18 protein-coding genes are annotated in these 18,083 nt (G+C 32.6%); 10 read left to right on the top strand and 8 right to left on the bottom strand.

Annotation, left to right across the window (positions count from 1 at the left end; genetic code table 11):
• Positions 1 to 32: 32 nt before the first annotated feature.
• Positions 33 to 986: an LCP family glycopolymer transferase gene (locus ACW5YJ_RS04860; protein ID WP_026113502.1), complete on the bottom strand. Its 954-nt coding sequence runs from the start codon at positions 984 to 986 to the stop codon at positions 33 to 35.
• A gap of 133 nt (positions 987 to 1,119) precedes the next feature.
• Positions 1,120 to 1,911 (bottom strand): inositol monophosphatase family protein, encoded by a 792-nt coding sequence (locus ACW5YJ_RS04855; RefSeq protein ID WP_135091786.1) that lies wholly within the window; start codon positions 1,909 to 1,911, stop codon positions 1,120 to 1,122.
• 453 nt (positions 1,912 to 2,364) lie between these two features.
• On the opposite strand from ACW5YJ_RS04855, the gene ACW5YJ_RS04850 reads away from it, so the two are divergent.
• From ACW5YJ_RS04850 to ACW5YJ_RS04825, 6 genes are all read left to right on the top strand, one after another.
• A complete protein-coding gene (locus tag ACW5YJ_RS04850; RefSeq protein ID WP_017722860.1) occupies positions 2,365 to 3,057 on the top strand; it encodes a helix-turn-helix transcriptional regulator in 693 nt (230 codons plus the stop codon).
• A gap of 194 nt (positions 3,058 to 3,251) precedes the next feature.
• Positions 3,252 to 3,581: a hypothetical protein gene (locus ACW5YJ_RS04845; protein WP_017722859.1), complete on the top strand. Its 330-nt coding sequence runs from the start codon at positions 3,252 to 3,254 to the stop codon at positions 3,579 to 3,581.
• Between the two features lie 98 nt (positions 3,582 to 3,679).
• Positions 3,680 to 4,738: a MupG family TIM beta-alpha barrel fold protein gene (locus tag ACW5YJ_RS04840; protein ID WP_457338545.1), complete on the top strand. Its 1,059-nt coding sequence runs from the start codon at positions 3,680 to 3,682 to the stop codon at positions 4,736 to 4,738.
• Positions 4,735 to 5,622, top strand: a complete 888-nt coding sequence (gene murQ / locus ACW5YJ_RS04835) for an N-acetylmuramic acid 6-phosphate etherase (protein ID WP_017722857.1) — start codon at positions 4,735 to 4,737, stop codon at positions 5,620 to 5,622. Before ACW5YJ_RS04840 ends, murQ begins: the two co-directional genes overlap by 4 nt.
• 72 nt (positions 5,623 to 5,694) lie before the next feature.
• Complete coding sequence (locus ACW5YJ_RS04830; protein ID WP_135091788.1) at positions 5,695 to 7,134, top strand: PTS transporter subunit EIIC; 1,440 nt, start codon at positions 5,695 to 5,697, stop codon at positions 7,132 to 7,134.
• 2 nt (positions 7,135 to 7,136) lie between these two features.
• Complete coding sequence (locus tag ACW5YJ_RS04825; RefSeq protein WP_017722855.1) at positions 7,137 to 8,012, top strand: MurR/RpiR family transcriptional regulator; 876 nt, start codon at positions 7,137 to 7,139, stop codon at positions 8,010 to 8,012.
• Between the two features lie 222 nt (positions 8,013 to 8,234).
• Here ACW5YJ_RS04825 and ACW5YJ_RS04820 read toward each other — a convergent pair whose 3' ends face one another.
• Positions 8,235 to 9,662 (bottom strand): alkaline phosphatase, encoded by a 1,428-nt coding sequence (locus ACW5YJ_RS04820; RefSeq protein ID WP_017722854.1) that lies wholly within the window; start codon positions 9,660 to 9,662, stop codon positions 8,235 to 8,237.
• Between the two features lie 534 nt (positions 9,663 to 10,196).
• On the bottom strand, positions 10,197 to 11,585 hold the full coding sequence (locus tag ACW5YJ_RS04815; RefSeq protein ID WP_135091789.1) for an amino acid permease: 1,389 nt from the start codon (positions 11,583 to 11,585) through the stop codon (positions 10,197 to 10,199).
• 303 nt (positions 11,586 to 11,888) lie between these two features.
• Here ACW5YJ_RS04815 and ACW5YJ_RS04810 point away from each other — a divergent pair, with 303 nt between their 5' ends.
• The 3 genes from ACW5YJ_RS04810 (at position 11,889) to ACW5YJ_RS04800 (ending at position 13,329) form a co-directional block, all read left to right on the top strand.
• Positions 11,889 to 12,719, top strand: coding sequence for a formate/nitrite transporter family protein (locus ACW5YJ_RS04810; RefSeq protein WP_135091791.1), 831 nt, complete (start codon positions 11,889 to 11,891; stop codon positions 12,717 to 12,719).
• A gap of 71 nt (positions 12,720 to 12,790) precedes the next feature.
• Complete coding sequence (locus ACW5YJ_RS04805) at positions 12,791 to 13,147, top strand: hypothetical protein (protein WP_017722851.1); 357 nt, start codon at positions 12,791 to 12,793, stop codon at positions 13,145 to 13,147.
• A complete protein-coding gene (locus ACW5YJ_RS04800; RefSeq protein ID WP_017722850.1) occupies positions 13,147 to 13,329 on the top strand; it encodes a hypothetical protein in 183 nt (60 codons plus the stop codon). The genes ACW5YJ_RS04805 and ACW5YJ_RS04800 overlap by 1 nt, the downstream gene beginning before the upstream one ends.
• A gap of 49 nt (positions 13,330 to 13,378) precedes the next feature.
• Here ACW5YJ_RS04800 and ACW5YJ_RS04795 read toward each other — a convergent pair whose 3' ends face one another.
• The 3 genes from ACW5YJ_RS04795 to ACW5YJ_RS04785 form a co-directional block, all read right to left on the bottom strand.
• The gene (locus ACW5YJ_RS04795; RefSeq protein WP_017722849.1) at positions 13,379 to 13,570 is read right to left on the bottom strand and encodes a hypothetical protein; all 192 of its coding nucleotides are present in this window, start codon (positions 13,568 to 13,570) and stop codon (positions 13,379 to 13,381) included.
• Positions 13,571 to 13,574: 4 nt separating this feature from the next.
• A complete protein-coding gene (locus ACW5YJ_RS04790; RefSeq protein ID WP_017722848.1) occupies positions 13,575 to 14,219 on the bottom strand; it encodes an HAD family hydrolase in 645 nt (214 codons plus the stop codon).
• A gap of 222 nt (positions 14,220 to 14,441) precedes the next feature.
• Positions 14,442 to 15,356, bottom strand: a complete 915-nt coding sequence (locus ACW5YJ_RS04785) for a bile acid:sodium symporter family protein (protein ID WP_017722847.1) — start codon at positions 15,354 to 15,356, stop codon at positions 14,442 to 14,444.
• 265 nt (positions 15,357 to 15,621) lie between these two features.
• Here ACW5YJ_RS04785 and ACW5YJ_RS04780 point away from each other — a divergent pair, with 265 nt between their 5' ends.
• The gene (locus tag ACW5YJ_RS04780; protein WP_017722846.1) at positions 15,622 to 16,152 is read left to right on the top strand and encodes a hypothetical protein; all 531 of its coding nucleotides are present in this window, start codon (positions 15,622 to 15,624) and stop codon (positions 16,150 to 16,152) included.
• A 182-nt stretch (positions 16,153 to 16,334) separates the two neighbouring features.
• Here ACW5YJ_RS04780 and ACW5YJ_RS04775 read toward each other — a convergent pair whose 3' ends face one another.
• Positions 16,335 to 17,927, bottom strand: coding sequence for an alpha-glucoside-specific PTS transporter subunit IIBC (locus tag ACW5YJ_RS04775; RefSeq protein WP_107551832.1), 1,593 nt, complete (start codon positions 17,925 to 17,927; stop codon positions 16,335 to 16,337).
• Between the last annotated feature and the right edge of the window lie 156 nt (positions 17,928 to 18,083).

Genomic DNA, 18,083 nt, shown 5'->3' with positions numbered 1-18,083 from the left:
TACATGATAGTGCAAACATATAGCTTTATAAATTATATACCTAGATTATTTTTAATTGTTGATTCTATTTCACTTAATGAACTTTCACTTGGAATGAAGTAATAAAGTCCATCATCTTGTATGCCACCTTGACCTTCTAATTGATGTCTATTGACAGTGTCATTAGCATCTTTATAATTACTTCTAACTTTATTTAATTGTCCAACTGTTAAATCTGTCTTAACGTTGTCCTCAATGTGATTCATCAATGAATTAAAGTGTGTAACTGAACTTACACTTGTTAACTTGTTCGCAAGACCTTGTATAACTAATTGTTGACGTTCTTGACGTCCAAAGTCTCCGCCTGCGCCATCTTCTTTACGACTTCTAATAAATGCCATTGCTTCTTTGCCGTCCATTTTTGTGTTTTCACCTTGGTTAAACTGGTAGCCATCATAAGAAAATGTAGCGTTACTTGTTACTGAGATACCGCCAACCGTATCTATCATATCTTTCATACCATCCATATCTATCGTTGCGTAATGATCGATTGGGACATTTAATAATTTTTCGACTGATTTTACTGCCATATCTGGACCGCCATAAGCATAGGCGTGGTTAATTTTTTCAGTAGTTCCTTTACCTACGATATCAGCTTGTGTGTCTCTAGGGATACTTACAATTTCAGTTGTTTTCTTTTGTGGGTTTATCGATAGTACCATCACCGTATCACTACGTTGTCCGCCTCCAGCTGCATCCCTTTTAGCATCTGAATCTACACCGAATAACGCTATAGTAAATGGATCACCATCATCTAAATTCACATTTTTATCTCTTAATGCTGATTTATCTCTATCTAATGGGTTGTGTATTGACCCGCCGACAGAAAATATTTTGAACCCTAGGTAAATCACTGCTAGTAAAGCAAATAAAACTAATATCCCAAAAAACCATAAAAATATTTTAGCAGGTAAGCCCATTTTCCTATTCTTCTCAGAACGATTCACTCTTATCATACTCCATTTCCGTATTCAATTTTCTATTCTATTTAATAATACATTATATAGTATTACTTTTAAGATGACATAGTTCTTAAGACCTATTATTTATTAAATAAAATATTAATAAAGTAAATTAGTTTTATTTCTTATATCCATTACCTGAATTCAAAATTGCTAATATTTTTTCATGGCATGCTGGATTGCTAATTATAAAAGGACCTGCCTTAGAAAAATCTAACTCAGTGTTGTCCAATGTTGTCATTTTCAAACCAAGTTCACTTGCAAATAAAAATTGCGCTGCAATATCCCATGGTTTAGGATTTGTATTTATATGAGCGCCAAATTGTCCTTTAATAACACGAATTGAATCTAACCCACACGAACCAATACAACGATAGCCAAATGATGCCTCCTGTAAATCATGAATAGTTTCGTCATTAATCACTAATGAATTAAATGAAATAATCGCCTCTTGTAAATCTATAGGCTCTGGTTTTACAAGTCGCTCTCCATTTACATGAGCACCGTGTTCTTTAATTGCTTTATATAGTTTTCTATGTGGATAATCGTAGATATAAGACAAAGCAGGTTCTCCATCAACAAAATAGCCTAAGATAATACAATAATCCTCTTGTTGTTTAACTAAATTTGTCGTACCGTCTATAGGATCCATTATCCATACGTGCCCTTGTTTAGCATTGATATTAATATTAGATTTTTCTTCAGCGAATAATTGGTGGTCTGGAAAGTTTTCAGCTAAAAATTGTTCAAAGTTTTGTTGAATTGATTTATCAACATTTGTCACTAAATCAAATCTATTCTGTTTCGTGCTCGTTACCATTTCTTGTATAAGGCTAGGAATAATCTCGTCCAAAGTTTCTAACCAAGTTATTACTGACTCATCTATGTAATTTAATTGTGTTTTTTCCATGTGTAGTACACCTCTTTTAAATAGTATGTTAACAAAATAATCGCTATGTATAATTTGTTATATTCTATCATAGAATTATCAAAGAAATATATGATAGAAACTAACTTTGAAAACTCCTATATTTAAATATGAGGCTTTTAAAGTCCATCTATAACATAAATAAAACCGACTAGCGATGCTAGTCGGTTAAATAGAAAGGAAAGTAAGTAATAAATATTGAAGATGTTTGATTAGTAACTCGTACGAATAGATGTTAACAAAACTATTATGTAATAGCCTACCCCTTTGTCATCTAATCGCTATCCCCTTGTTACTAAATTCATATTAACATAATCCTTTCGAAAATGTAAGCGTTTTCTTTAATTTTTTAAAAATTTATTTTCTAAATGTCGTCATTGTCACTTTTATGCTATAATAAATGTAATATGTAATCATTCGGGAGGTGACTTTCTAATGAACAAACGCGAAAGACAAAATAAACTTGTTCTAGCCATTCAAGAGAATAAACAGATTACAGCATCAGAGTTAGCTTCAAATTTAAATGTGTCAAAACGTACTATTTTAAGAGATATTCAAGATTTAGAAGATCAAGGTGTTAAAATACTAGCAAAACACGGCAAACTTGGTGGTTATCAACTGCAAGAAACACCAAATAGTTATGAAATTGAGCTGACTGAGAATCAATTATCTGCTTTATTCTTGGTACTCAATGAAAGTCAATCATATACAACGCTTCCATACAGAGAAGAAATTAATGCTATTATTAAAAAATGTCTCAACTTACCTTATACTAAAATGAGACGAACACTAAAAAAACTAGATCGTTATATTAAATTTGACAAACAGCAACACACAAACTTACCACCCATCTTTTCGGATGTACTCATTTATAGTACCGAAAGAAACGTAATGGCGATGGAATTTTACAACAACAATCAAGTTGTAACAGAAAATGTCATTTTTATTGGCCTTTTATGTGATGAAGGATTGTGGAAAGCAATTATCTTTGAAATTGGACTCGGTAAAACAAATGAAATTCCGATTATTGATATTCATGATATTTCGTATTCATTTGAAAAAACAATTAAGACACAAGATATAAATATAAACAACTATCAGCAATTTTTAAATCCAACTGAGTCCTAATGTGCCAGTTGGATTTTTTATTTTCTGTTTTGTTCCAAGTTCAATTTGCAATTAAGTAAATTGAACTTGAAACTAAGCTAATATAACAACCTCTACTACATTCCACTAAATAATGTTCATTTATTTTAAATATTTATCTACGCTTTAAAATCTATCTAATATTAAAATCATAAATTACGAAAGGATGTCTTTTTATGTATCACCTAGAATTACACAACTTAGAACAACGTATAATGAAATTATTAAATTTAATCGAATTATACAAATATGGCATTATGACCAATCATAGAGACAAATTAAAATTTCAGCAAAACTTACATATATACATAGAACACGACTACAACGACTTTATTCAAAATAATTTACAACACAATTCCCTTTTTCATTATAACTATTTCAACTTTCTATCCAATCAAATAGAAGATCCAATGGATGAGTTCACAATTGGCAATACGCTTAAACATATTGAAATTATCCAAGGACAATTACTCAAAATACTAAAATCACTCTCCTTTATTTTGTAATAAAATTTCACTTTAAGGTTTTATTGAAAACGAAATTGTAATAGTTTTTCATGTATTGTACAATGAAAACGATTACAGTAATTAAGGAGTGATAACTGATGCATGGCTTTTCCATTTATCTCGGCCACCCCATCGATAAGTCGTATATACGACGCATGGTCGATTTAGGGTACAAAACGATTTTTACTTCAGTTCAAATACCTGAAGATAATGATGACACTAAATATCGCTATTTGGGAGAACTTTTAGATTTTTTATCAAACGACCAGCTGAACTATATGATTGATATCAATCCTTCATTGCTGGATCATCATTTTTATGAATTTTTAAAACAATATGACTCTGCGCAATTTATTATTCGAATTGATCATAGTACTTCTATTGACATTGTTAATGAAATTATAAGTAATGATTTTCAATGTTGTTTAAACGCTAGTATTATTTCAGATCATTTACTACAACATTTATATCAACACTTAAATCATTTTAATTATTTATGTTATTGCCATAACTATTATCCTCGCCCTGACACAGGGTTAGAAGCGCAATTTGTTAAATCACAAAACGACTTGATTTTAGCGTATAATCCTCAGGCTAATATTTATGGGTTTATTGCAGGAACTACACTTCGCGGGCCACTTTTCAAAGGCTTACCAACAATAGAAACTACGAGATATTTGCATACAATTGAGAGCGCCCAATTGCTTCAAGACTTAAATACACACCATATTATGATTGGTGATCCGTATTTAAACTGTCATCGTGCGCAACAACTTATTTCATTTTTAAAACAGAGACATTTTAACTTATCAATAACATTACTTGATACACAGGCAGAAGAGATTTTACTAAAACCTCACACAGTTCGTCCTGACAATCCTGGTAATTTAATCAGATCTCAAGAAGCACGCCATTACTGTAAAGCTGATATACAGCCATCATTGATAACCGAAAGGACACTCGGAGCAATAACTTTAGACAATAAACATAACGGACGTTATCAAGGTGAATTACAAATCATTAAGAAAGTATTACCACCTCATAAAAATATCAATGTTGTAGCGCAAATTGATACCGACGACATACCCATCATCAACTGTATGCGACCTAATGATTCATTTGAATTCACTATAAATGCTAAGGAGTTGAAATCATGAAAAAATCAATAACCGAATCAAGAAATGAAGCAACCATGCATTTAGATGAAATGACTATTCAACAAGCTTTAGAAACGATGAATGCAGAAGACCAAAAGGTACCAGAGCAAATAAAAGTCATCTTGCCTGAATTAACAAAAGTAATTGAAATTACCACACACCAGTTTAAACAAGGTGGCCGTATTATATATATGGGAGCAGGTACAAGTGGTCGGTTAGGCGTACTTGATGCCGCCGAATGCGTACCGACATTTAATACGAATAAAAATGAGGTCATTGGTTTAATCGCTGGTGGACAACGTGCGATGACTGTTGCAGTTGAAGGTGCAGAAGATGATGAAAATCTCGCACAGGAAGATTTAAAGCACATCCATCTTTCTGAAAAAGATGTTGTTATTGGTATTGCTGCAAGTGGTAGTACCCCTTACGTCAAAGGAGGACTAAAATTCGCAAACAAAGTTGGTGCATCTACCGTAGCAATTTCTTGTAATGTAGACACTCAAATTAGCAAATTAGCCCAATACCCTATTGAAGTTAATGTTGGACCAGAAGTATTAACTGGTTCTACTAGACTAAAATCAGGAACTGCACAAAAATTAATATTGAATATGATATCTACTATCACAATGGTTGGTGTTGGTAAAGTGTACGACAACCTTATGGTTGATGTTAAAGCAACAAATCAAAAATTAATTGATCGCTCTATTCGTATAATCCAAGATATTTGCAATACCACATACGAGCAATCTCAAATATTATATGAAGACGCAGACCAAAATTTAAAAGTTGCTGTTGTCATGCACCTATGCGATATATCCAAATCGGAAGCTTCAAAACGTTTACAACAAAACGACAATATTATCAAACAAGCCATTAAAGACTAATTACTTTTAAATACAACTGTCACTTATTTATACATTTCATAAATCTTTAATGACAAAAAAGGAGGTCATTTTATGACAAAAGAGCAAATACTTGCCGAAAATATCATAGACGCTGTAGGCGGACTTGATAATATGGATAACGTTATTAATTGTATGACTCGAGTTAGAATAAAAGTACTCAATGAAGATAAGGTTGACTATGAGAAACTGAAAGCAATTAAAGGCGTGATGGGTGTCGTAAAAGACGATCGCGTACAGGTTGTTGTCGGACCAGGAACGGTGAATAAAGTTGCTACTCATATGTCCGACTTAAGTGGTGTACGTTTAGGTGAAACTATCCCCCATAACACTAAAAATTACCGTGCGGATGCTGAAGCGAAAGCTAAAGAAAATAAAACTTCTATTCAAAGTAAACAGCAACGCGGTAAATTTAATAAATTACTAAAAACAATTGCTAATATCTTTATACCACTTATTCCGGCATTTATTGGGGCAGGTTTAATTGGTGGTATCGCGGCTGTATTAAGTAACCTTTTAGCGGCTGGTCAGATTTCTGGCGAATGGGTAACACAACTCGTCACAGTTTTTAATGTTATTAAAGATGGTATGCTGGCGTATTTGGCAATCTTTACTGGTATCAATGCAGCTAAAGAATTTGGCGCTACACCAGGTTTAGGTGGTGTTATTGGTGGTACAACATTATTAACGGGTTTAACTGATGAAAATATGATTACCAACATTTTCACAGGCGAGCCGTTACAAGCTGGTCAAGGTGGTATAATTGGCGTAATTTTTGCAGTATGGCTCCTTAGTATCGTTGAGAAACGATTACATAAAATTGTTCCAAATGCCATAGATATTATCGTTACGCCAACAATTACTCTGTTTATTATAGGACTTCTAACAATCTTTATTTTTATGCCTTTAGCTGGCTTCGTTTCAGATGGACTTGTCTCAGTTATCAATGCAATTATCGACATTGGTGGCGTCTTTAGTGGATTTATTATTGGCGCCTTTTTCCTACCATTAGTTATGTTAGGTTTGCATCATATGTTCACACCTATTCACATTGAGATGATCAATCAAACTGGTGCAACTTATTTATTACCAATTGCCGCTATGGCTGGTGCTGGACAAGTCGGAGCTGCTTTAGCATTGTGGGTAAGATGTAGTAAAAACACAACGCTAAGGGATACACTTAAAGGTGCCCTACCGGTTGGTTTTTTAGGAATTGGTGAGCCTCTTATATACGGTGTTACCTTACCTTTAGGTAAACCATTTATAACGGCTTGTATTGGCGGTGGTATCGGTGGCGCTGTCATTGGAGGCATTGGCCATATTGGAGCAACCGCAATTGGTCCAAGTGGCATATCATTATTACCATTGATTTCGGACCACATGTACTTAGGCTATATAGCCGGATTACTTGCAGCATATGCCGGTGGTTTCTTATTCACTTATTTCTTTGGCACTACAAAGGCTATGCGAGAAACTGATACTCTAGGTGATTAACTATGTCCAACGTATTATATAAAATTGATCGACAATACCCAGAATTAACTAAAAGTGAGAAAAAAATTGCTGATTATATCTTAAATACACCACACAAGATTATCAATATGTCAGTTCAAGATTTATCTCATGAAATAGATACAAGTACCGCTTCTATTGTTAGATTTAGTAAGAAAATGACTGAAAAAGGGTTTCAAGAACTTAAAATAGCTATATCTCGGTATTTACCCGAAGAAACATTAAATAACAATCATCTGGAATTAATGAATAATGAATCTGTAGATGTATTGAAGTCTAAAATGTTGTCACGTGTTACCAACACGATGAGCTTCGTTTCGAACCATATTGAGAATGAAAATATAGATATGATATGCGCAAAGATGCAAAATGCTCGCACAATTTTTCTATTTGGTTACGGGGCTTCACTTGTTATTGTTACAGACCTATTTCAAAAGTTATCTAGAATTGGATTAAATGTAAGACTTTTGCAAGAAACACATTTGTTCATGTCTACACTTGCTACACATGATGAACGTGATTGTATTATATTTGTGACAAATCAAGGTAGCCACAGTGAATTGCAGTCCATGGCAAAAGTAGCAACAGATTACCAAATTCCTATAATAACTATTTCAAGTTCGAACGATAATCCTATTGCAAAAATATCAGATTATACATTGATATATGGTCAAACAGATGAAAACGAATTACGTATGGCTGCAACAACATCTTTATTTGCTCAATTGTTCACAGTCGATATTTTATATTACCGTTACATCGCGTTAAATTACGACAAATCATTAGACGCTATTACTCAATCTAAAATGGCTTTAGATAATTATCGAAAGCATTTATCAAATATATATTTCAAACATTAACATAAATCCAACCTAGCAACTGTTTCTTTACGTTGAGTAGGTTGGATTTATGTTTTTATAATTACTGTATGAATCAAAAATTTTAGTTCATATAATTTTTAACCACCAAATAAAGAAAGAAGCGAGAGATAAACCAATGTTTATGTGATTTATCAAACTCACTTCTTTCTTATTCATCATTATTTATAATTTTTTCACTGATTTTAGACTAATTTTATTCAATTAGTTTTGTTCATTTTTGAAGAAATCAAAGATATTGTTCGCATTATCTGTATTGTTAATATTTCCTCTAAAATGCTCACTACCAGGTCCGTATGCATATGTGTTTACATCTTCGCCAGTATGACCATATGTTGTCCAGCCAGTGTGAGATTTGTCATTAATTGGTTTTTGTACTGCATCTTGTACTTTTTGCATTTGTTCTTTATATTCATCCGATTCTTTATCTAGTTTATTAAGTTTTGTTGCTTCATCTTTAACTTTATCAATTTGTGATTGCTCAACTTCAAAACCATAGCCGTCTTGAATTACTTTTTGTGGGTCTTTGCCTTCAGTAATTTCTTTAGTCATATGCATACCTGAGTGTTTCATAGAATGAATTGCTTCTGGGTTCCACACATAATCTTTGCCTTTAGCAATAGACAAACCACCAGTTGAATGGTCTGCCGTTGCAACGACTAATGTATCAGGATTTGATTTTGCATAATTTGTAGCAAATTCAAAGGTTTTTTCGAAACTATTCATTTCAGACATTACACCGGTTATATCATTTGGATGACCAGCTTTATCTATAGAGGCACCTTCTACCATTAAGAAGAAACCTTTATCATTTTCTTGTAATTTATTTACTGCTGTATCTGCCATATCTAGAAGTTTAGGATTTTTATCTGGTGCATCGATTTGCAACGGCATATCATTATCTGCAAACAGCCCTAAGATTTTTTTGTTCGTAGATTGTTTCATATCTGTTTTATTATCGACAACATCATAGCCGTCTTTTTTAAACTTATCTACTAAATTACCATTTTCTTTACCAAAATATTCTGCGCCGCCACCGAGTAAGACATCTACTTTATGCTCACCATTAATTTTATCGTTATAGAATTGTTTAGCAATTTCATCTTTTTTATCACGGCTATCAACATGTGCTGCGTATGCTGCTGGCGTTGCATCAGTTAATTCTGCAGTAGAAACTAATCCAGTCGACTTGCCATTCTCTTTTGCTTGCTCTAACACAGTTTTTACTTTTTTCTTCTTATTATCTAAGCCAATTGCCCCATTATAAGTTTTGTGACCAGAACTAAACGCTGTTGCACCAGCCGCAGAATCAGTTACATTTTCTTTTGGGTCACTTGGATTTGTACGTTGATTCCCTACTAGATATTTATCAAAAGCAGTTTTTTCCATTTCTTTTGTTTCTGGGTTATCAGCAAAATAACGATAAGCAGAATTGTATGAAGGGCCCATACCATCCCCAACTAAAAATATTACATTCTTTGGATTTTTTGTATTACCCATATATGAAACATCATTTTCTTTTGACGCATGCCCTCCAGCCGAGGCATAGGTTGACTGCGCACTCCCCAACACAGTACCCATAACGATTACACTTGCCACAGAAACAGTTGCTAATTTGTTAAAAATTTTCATAAAGTAATAACTCCTTTAAATATGTATTATCGACCTACACTTTAAGTGTAGTGCACAAATTTTGAGTAATTATTTTAATGCAGTAAATTTTATGTAAATTAAAAATAAAGTTATGTATACAGTGCGCTAAAAACTTTCATACTGCTAACAATTAAAAATGATAGATGAACAAAAAAACTATCTTTGCTAAGCAACTTCGTTGTATCAATCCTTTCTCAACTAGGAGATTAAATGACTATAAATAGACAAAGGAGCGAGACAGAAATCTAATTTATTTAAAAAGATTTCATCGTCCCACCCCATTAAGATGACTATATTTGATAAAAATAGAAGATTTACCTGAGCTAACGTTCATGCATAAGTCACACTAGCTCTCAAAAACAGAACACCTGAGTAACTTCTCATGTGTAAGAACCACTAGCTCTCAAAAGCAGAACACCTGAGTAACTTCTCATGTGTAAGATCCACTAGCTTAATAAATTAAGCAGTGGTTCTTTAAAGCAATGGTTCTTTAGAGCAGTGAGACTTTATACTTTAAAGTTGTTGATCTTTACTTAATTTATGGTAGCCCTTCAAGAAGAAGAACATTGTCATAAACAATAGGAACGCTATACCAATAATTACTGAAACCACAGTTTCCTTATTAAATAACATGCCGATTAATACCATAATAAAGAATGCCATTGTAATGTAGTTTGTAAATGCGCCACCTGGCATTTTAAATGGATGACCTTCCAATTCTTCAGGATGATTTTTTCTAAATCTTAAATGACTAATTAAAATCATAAACCACGGCACCATACCCGGTAAAATTGAAGCACTATAAACATATACGAATACACTGTCCGCGCCTTTGATAAATAACGGTAAAATTACATTCAGTAAAGCACCAATTAAAATACCTGTTGCAATTGCAAGTACAGTCCACATAGGGACACCATTTTTCATAACTTTGCCAAAGAATTTAGGTAACATTCCTTTTTGAGATAAATTTAATGACATACGGCTAGCACTAAATATACCCGAGTTACAACCTGACATCGCTGCAGTAAGTACAACAAAGTTGATTAATCCTGCTGCAAAAGTGATACCTACTTTAGCAAACGTAGCTACAAATGGACTACCAATATTTCCTAATTCATTCCAAGGATAAACTGTAACAATTACAAAAATTGCACCAATATAGAAAATCAATATACGCCAGATAACGCCGTTAACCGCGCTCTTGATATTTTTTTGTGGATCTTTTGTTTCACCGGCAGTAATACCAATTAATTCAACACCTTGGTATGAACCGATAACAATTGAAAGTGCAAAGAAGAAGCCAATCCAACCATTAGGCATAAACCCACCATGAGCCCATAAATTTGAGAGACCAATTGCTTCTCCGCCATTTCCTAGACCAAAGAAGATAAGACCAAAACCTGCAACTATCATCAAAATAATTGTAACTACTTTAATCATTGCAAACCAAAACTCAAATTCACCAAACGCTTTAACAGATACAAGGTTAGCTCCAGCTAATAAAGCTACAACAATAACGCCCGGTATCCATTGTGGTAAATCAGGGAACCAATAGTTCATATATTCTCCGACTGCAATAACTTCACTCATACCTACAACTACCCATTGGAAAACGTTACTCCAAGCCGTTAGATAACCTGCTACTGGATGTATGTAATCACTTGCAAAGTTAGCAAAAGAACCAGAAGTTGGATGTAAATAAACCATTTCTCCCATTGCTCTCATTACTAAGAATAAAAATATACCTGCAATTAAATACGCAAATATAACAGAAGGACCTGTCCATTTTATAGTGCTTGTAGCTCCCATAAATAGTCCTACACCAATCGTTCCACCAAGTGCAATCATACGCATTTGACGTGCACCTAGCCCCCTCTGTAATTCATTATTATCTTTCATCATTCAAACCCCATCTCTTTCAAATATAAGTGGAACTAAATTCACTTATTATGTCGTTATTATACTATAAATTCAAAAAATTTAAACAATTATTTTCGAATAATGTAAGGGCTTACATTCCCGTTTGTCAATTGTATGCGATTTTACATTGGAAAGTAAAGCTTTTTTCAAAAATTATTTTTCTTAAAAATCAACTATAAAAATATAAGTGAAGCATGAATTCATGTAGAATTTGTGAAAAATATCACAAATTCTACATGACATAGTATACTTATAAATAATTGTAGAAAGTGAGGATAAAAAATGAGCGAAAAAAACATTAAATGGGATAAAGTATTTTATGGAAAAGCTTGGATTGACCATGTAGTTGACACCATCAAAACTAAAGACATTTTACAAAGTTTTTATTTCAAACGTTATTTACTTCGAGCCATAATGGCTGGTTTTATTCTAGGTGTCATTACAGTCTTCGTTTTGCTTATTAAAGCATCGCTAGACACTCATCTACCTTCTGGTGTTATTAATATAATTGCATCTATAGCATTTAGTTTTGCTCTAGTGCTTATCTTATTTACCAATTCAGAATTACTGACGAGTAATTTTATGTATTTTACAGTGGGTTTATATTATCATGTCATCAGCCCTACCAGAGTTTTTAAAATTTTTACCCTATGTTTTATTGGTAATGCATTGGGTGGATTTTTATTTTTCTTATTATTACGTCATTCTGATGTGATGACCACTGAAATGTTAATACAATTAGAGCATACAATTGAACATAAAACTTTAACTGCTAGTTTTATTGCAATATTGGTTAAGGGTATTTTTGCTAATTTCTTCATCAATATTTCTTTAGTCATAGCGATGCAAATAGACGATGTTTTAGCTAAAATGTTCGTCATGATGTTTGGTGTGTCTATATTTGCATTTATGGGTTATGAGCACGTGGTTTATAACTCTGTTTTATTTGGTGGTGGTTTAGTCTATCAAAGTAATGAATTAGCACTTATGCCTGTTATCATCAATTTATTAGGTGCAGGTATCGGCAATTACATCGGAGGAGGATTAATTATAGGCTTGTTCTATGCTTATTTAAACGATCATCACCAATATGAACGTAATATATCTAGATAACTGCTAATACAATAATTCATCTGTTTTATATGGTATAATTTTCAGTAGATTTTATTACAAAGGAGTTATATATGAATAAACACTTAATGAAACGTACGCTTACGGTTTCCATTATATTTGGTGTGTTATTTTTCTTTTTAAATTATTTTAGTGAATCTGATAGTTCAGTTCTTCCTTTAATATTAAAAAGTGTAATGGTTATCTTTGTTTTTGGTATTTTATATTATACTTTGTTTTCTATTGTAAATTCTCCAGAACGAAAATATAAATTTGGTATAACTATTCCGATTGCATTATTAATCGCGATTATCATAAGCGCTCTATTTTCAGCAATAAAAGTCGGGATTATTATTGGATTAATCATAGGTGTTATTGCCGGCTACGTTTGGGAATTTCTAGTAAAAAATCAAAACGGTGGTGACAAATAATGAGTGTAATTTTAGGAATCGTCGTAATTATTTTATTAATTGTAAGCTTAATTCCAAATTTGAAAGCCTATAAAAAAACAAAAGAAACCGGAGAAAAAAATCCCCGGTTTGCTATCATGATAGGTATAGATGCTATACTGCTTGTTCTTGTTTGTGTAACATTAATATTTCAACTTTTATAAAACAGATGACGCTTGTCTCATAAAGCGTCATCTGTTTTAGTATATATAATCAAAACCTATCTTGTAGTACTAAATAATATAATGCTATAGCACCTAATAAATAAACCATCGTACCGACTATAAATGAACGAAATTGTATATTAAAAGGAATCTTTTTATTAAATACAGGTCCTAAAACTAAATTACCTATGGCTAAGATAATAGGACCGCCTAAGAAAAATATTAATAAATAACCATTCATAAAACTAACTCCTATCAGCTTCAAAACATAACGCTATGATTTCATTCGCAGACAAATCTTTCCCTGTATATGCAATATGACTAAAGTCTTGTAATTCCGTCATATCATTCGTATTGACAATAACATCAAGACCAGCAGTAACAGCTGCTGTTGCACCGTTTACTGAGTCCTCAATCGCTAGGCAATTTGCTGGGTTATAATTTAATCTTTGAACAGCAGTGAGGTATGGATCCGGGTTAGGCTTAATTGACTCTACATCTTCACGTCCTACAATAACATCTATATACTCGCTCAATCCTAAATTGTCAAACGTTGGCTGAATATCTTCACGATAACTACTTGTGGCAACTGCCATAGGGATATGACGTTTTTTACAATATTCCATAAGTTGATGCATTGCATCAACAATTGGCAAAGAAACACTCGTTTCATTATGTTCTAAATAAACTTTTTCCTTATCATTCGTACCGAGTTGTGTTTCCAAATAACTATGTAATTCCGTTGCAGCGCCTCCAATAGATTGACGATAAAAATCTAATGAGATTTCTTGTAAATTGTGCTGAATTAAATGCTTATTAATAATTTCAAACAGATGTTTTTCTGTATCTATAATCGTGCCATCAAAGTCAAATACAACTGCCTTGTACATAATTACGCCTCCTATTTAATATGGGGTCACATTCATTTAATGATAGCTTATCATATTTCAGGTTTGAATTAACTAATTATAACCATTTTTATAACACAAGTGAATAATATTAAAAATGGCCCAATCCATAGCATTACTATGAATCGAACCATTAAGTTACTTTAATTATTTAATTGTCTATTTGAGTGAACACAGTTCATAAATTTAGTCTCTTCTTATTTTTTATCGTTTATTCCAATATTTAGCTAATATTGGTCCAGTAATATTGTGAATCAGACTAAACACAGCTCCTGGAACTGCGGCTAATGGACTAAAATGAACGGTGGCTAATGATACAGCCAGCCCTGAATTTTGCATACCAACCTCTATAGAAACAGCTTTTTTATCAGCTCTTTCCAAATGGAATATTTTAGCCAAAGTATATCCAAGCGTGTAACCTACAATATTGTGTAAGATGACAACAGCAAAAATCAATAAGCCTGTTTCAAGTATTTGTGATTTACTTCCCCCTACTACTGACGCTAAGATAAGCGAAATTGCAACAACTGAAACAATTGGTAAAGCTGTCGCTGATTTAGCAGCAAAGTTTTTAAATAATCTTTGTAATATAAAACCAATGATGATTGGAATTAAGATTACTTGGACAACTGACCAAAACATGCTCATAAATGATACTTCTAACCATTGATTAGCAAATAAATATATTAAGGCTGGTGTTAAAATAGGCGCTAATAGTGTGGAGACACTTGTAATTGCAACTGATAAAGCGACATTTGCATTAGCAAGGTAGCTCATTACATTACTTGATGTTCCGCCAGGACAACATCCCACTAAAATGACACCTATAGCTACTTCTGGTGGCAGATTAAATAATTTAGCAATTAAAAAAGCTGCTAATGGCATAATTGTATATTGTAATATAACGCCAATTATCACTGAACGCGGTGCTTGAAATACAATTTTAAAATCTTTAGGGTCTATCGTTAAACCCATCCCTAGCATTACAATACCTAATAAATAAGGAACCCATCCACTTAATGTTGCTAATTGGGCAGGAAAAATAAAACCTATAATTGCAGCAATTAACATCCATAATAAGAATGTGTTGGTTGCAAATCTACTTACTTTTGATAACATCTATAAACACTTCCCTTTATGTATTAACAAAGAAAAATGTATCATACTTTATACTCCCAAACAACTTAATTTTCTAAATATTCTAAAAATAATATCTGTAATCAATTACTATGTAAAAATTTTAACTTCGTTCTTAAGACCTAGTGATTCTAATAAAAAAGAGTGGTACAATCTAATAGAAATAATAACTTGTGGAAATTTAAGTGTAATTGAATATTATGATTAATAGAGATAAAACACTTTCTATAGATATTGGGGGTATCATATGTTTTTAGATAGAACTGAAACTTTTGTGTTAAATATTGGAGGATTAAATAATCGTGCCACAAGAAAAAATTTAACCAAACTATGTAAGCAAATACAATTTTGTAATTCATTTAAATTTACGATTTTCAAACAAAATAATTTGTATGCTTTAGAGATTAATTTACCAAAGCAGCAATTACCATATATGATTAGTTTCCTTAGTTTTCATAACTATTCTATTTATCAAATACTACAAGGTACAGATACTAATGACCTTTTAGATTTAGATCATTTATTATTATCTTCCAGACGTTTTGAATTAGTTGTAGATGGACTTCGTGACGCATTTATTAAAGACAAGGTCATCGATATTTTAAATTTAATAAATCAAACCGAATATATTACATATACTTTCAATCGTAATAAGATAAACGTATCTACGTCACCCTCAGTTTTTGCGAAACTCATATACATGCTTGCTACGCATAACATCGATATCCTTGGCGCTGTATACCAGCCTCGTTGGATGAATAAAGCTAGAATTTCATAATTTAAATAAACTACTTATAAAAATTACCAATTTAAAATAAGTATCAAAAAAGAGGAACCAAGACATTGATGTTTTGGTTCCTCTTAATCTATTAGGCAATCGTTACATGAATTGAAACTATTAACTAGTTCCTATACAAGTACTGAGCCTTGAATAGTTCTTCCTCTATTGCTTATATATCATTATTTTATATCGTCATTATTCACTATATTTTCAAATGCTTCTCTTACTTGAGGCACAGACATACCTACCACCACTTGAACATTTTTACCACTTTTTACTAATCCATGCGCCATTTGATTATGTGTAAAATACGCACTATCTTCGACCTTCTCAACATCGTTCACCGTAAGTCTTAGGCGTGTTGTGCAGTTGGTTACATCTTTGATATTTTCCTTGCCACCTAAACCTTCTAAATAATAAATCGCCTTATCTTCATACTCATTTCCTGTTGCTACTGCGCTATGATCTTCGTTCTTTTTACCTTTATAATCATTTTTGTTATATAATTTCATATCTTTTTCATCTTTTTTACGACCAGGAAGTGGTATATCAAATTTAAGAATTAAAAATCTAAATAAGAAATAATAAATCGCAGTAAATCCTAACCCTATAATGATTTGTATCACATAAGTTAACCAATGATTTTGTGCTAACGGTATCCAGTTTGTTGCAAAGAAGTCTAATAGTCCTCCTCCAAAGTTACCTACTAAACCAAATCCATACATCATTGTATCCATTGTTGCAGCTAATAATGCATGCAATACAAATAAATATGGTGCTATAAATAGGAATGTAAATTCTAACGGTTCGGTAATACCAACTACAACAGCAGTTAATGTTGCTGGAATAAGTAATGCTGCAATTTTCTTTTTATTTTCTTTAGGCGTTGTTGAATACATAGCCAAAGCAATACCTATAGCTCCAAATACTTTACCATTACCTTGCAACATAAATCCATATGGAAACTGTTCCTTTAACGGTTCGGTACTTTTAGCAAATTCATTAACGTGTTCAAACCATTCTGCCTTTAAGCCATGATTGACTACAACAGGACCAACTTCAATTGGTGCATATATAAAATGGTGTAATCCTGTTGGAATTAGCACTCGTTCTAAGAAGTGATACAACCAAACACCTATATAACCTGATCCAATAATAAAGCCTTGTAATGAAGTAATACCACCTTGCACAGTCGGCCAAATAACACATGTAAGTAAAGCTATTGGTAACATAACAAAGAATGATATCGTCACCACAAATGTTAGACCTTGGAAAACCCCTAACATCTCTGGTAAACGTTTACTGTAGTATCGATTATGTATCCAAGTTATGATACTTGAAATGATAATTCCACCAAGTATATTCGTATCTAACGTTTCAATCCCAGCAATAGCTTTAAGCCCTGTTACATTTTCAACGCCTTTTTCCAAATTCGCTCCAAATGTATGCGGCCATTGTGTAAGTATTGCATTTATAAAAGTATTGAACATAAGGTAGCCCATCAATGCTGCTAAAGCTGCATGTCCAGGCGCTTTTTTAGCCAAAGATAGTGGCAAACCGACCACAAACACAACTTCCATATGATTAAAAATTGTCCAACCACCAGCTTCGATTACTGACCAAATTTTAAACCAAGTTGTACCATCAGCAGCAATGCTTCCCATAATCGATGGATTTTTAAATAAAGTGGCAAATCCTAAAACAATACCAAAAAATGCAAACATTAATACAGGTACAATCATCGCACTCCCAAATCGTTTAATTGCATTCATAGCCGTATAACCTCCTATTTCTATACGTAAGCATTTGTCTACACATCATTCATAATAAATCTATAAATATAATTCATTGAGTATGTGTTGCATGTGATTAATTTAATATTAAAGGAAACGCTTACATACAAACAATAGTTTGACGCCATTCGGAAC

The sequence above is a fragment of the Staphylococcus sp. mip270_02 genome (genome assembly GCF_054031535.1).
The sequence above is the reverse complement of the archived record's forward strand: the minus strand, read 5'-3'. Positions and strand labels throughout refer to the sequence as shown.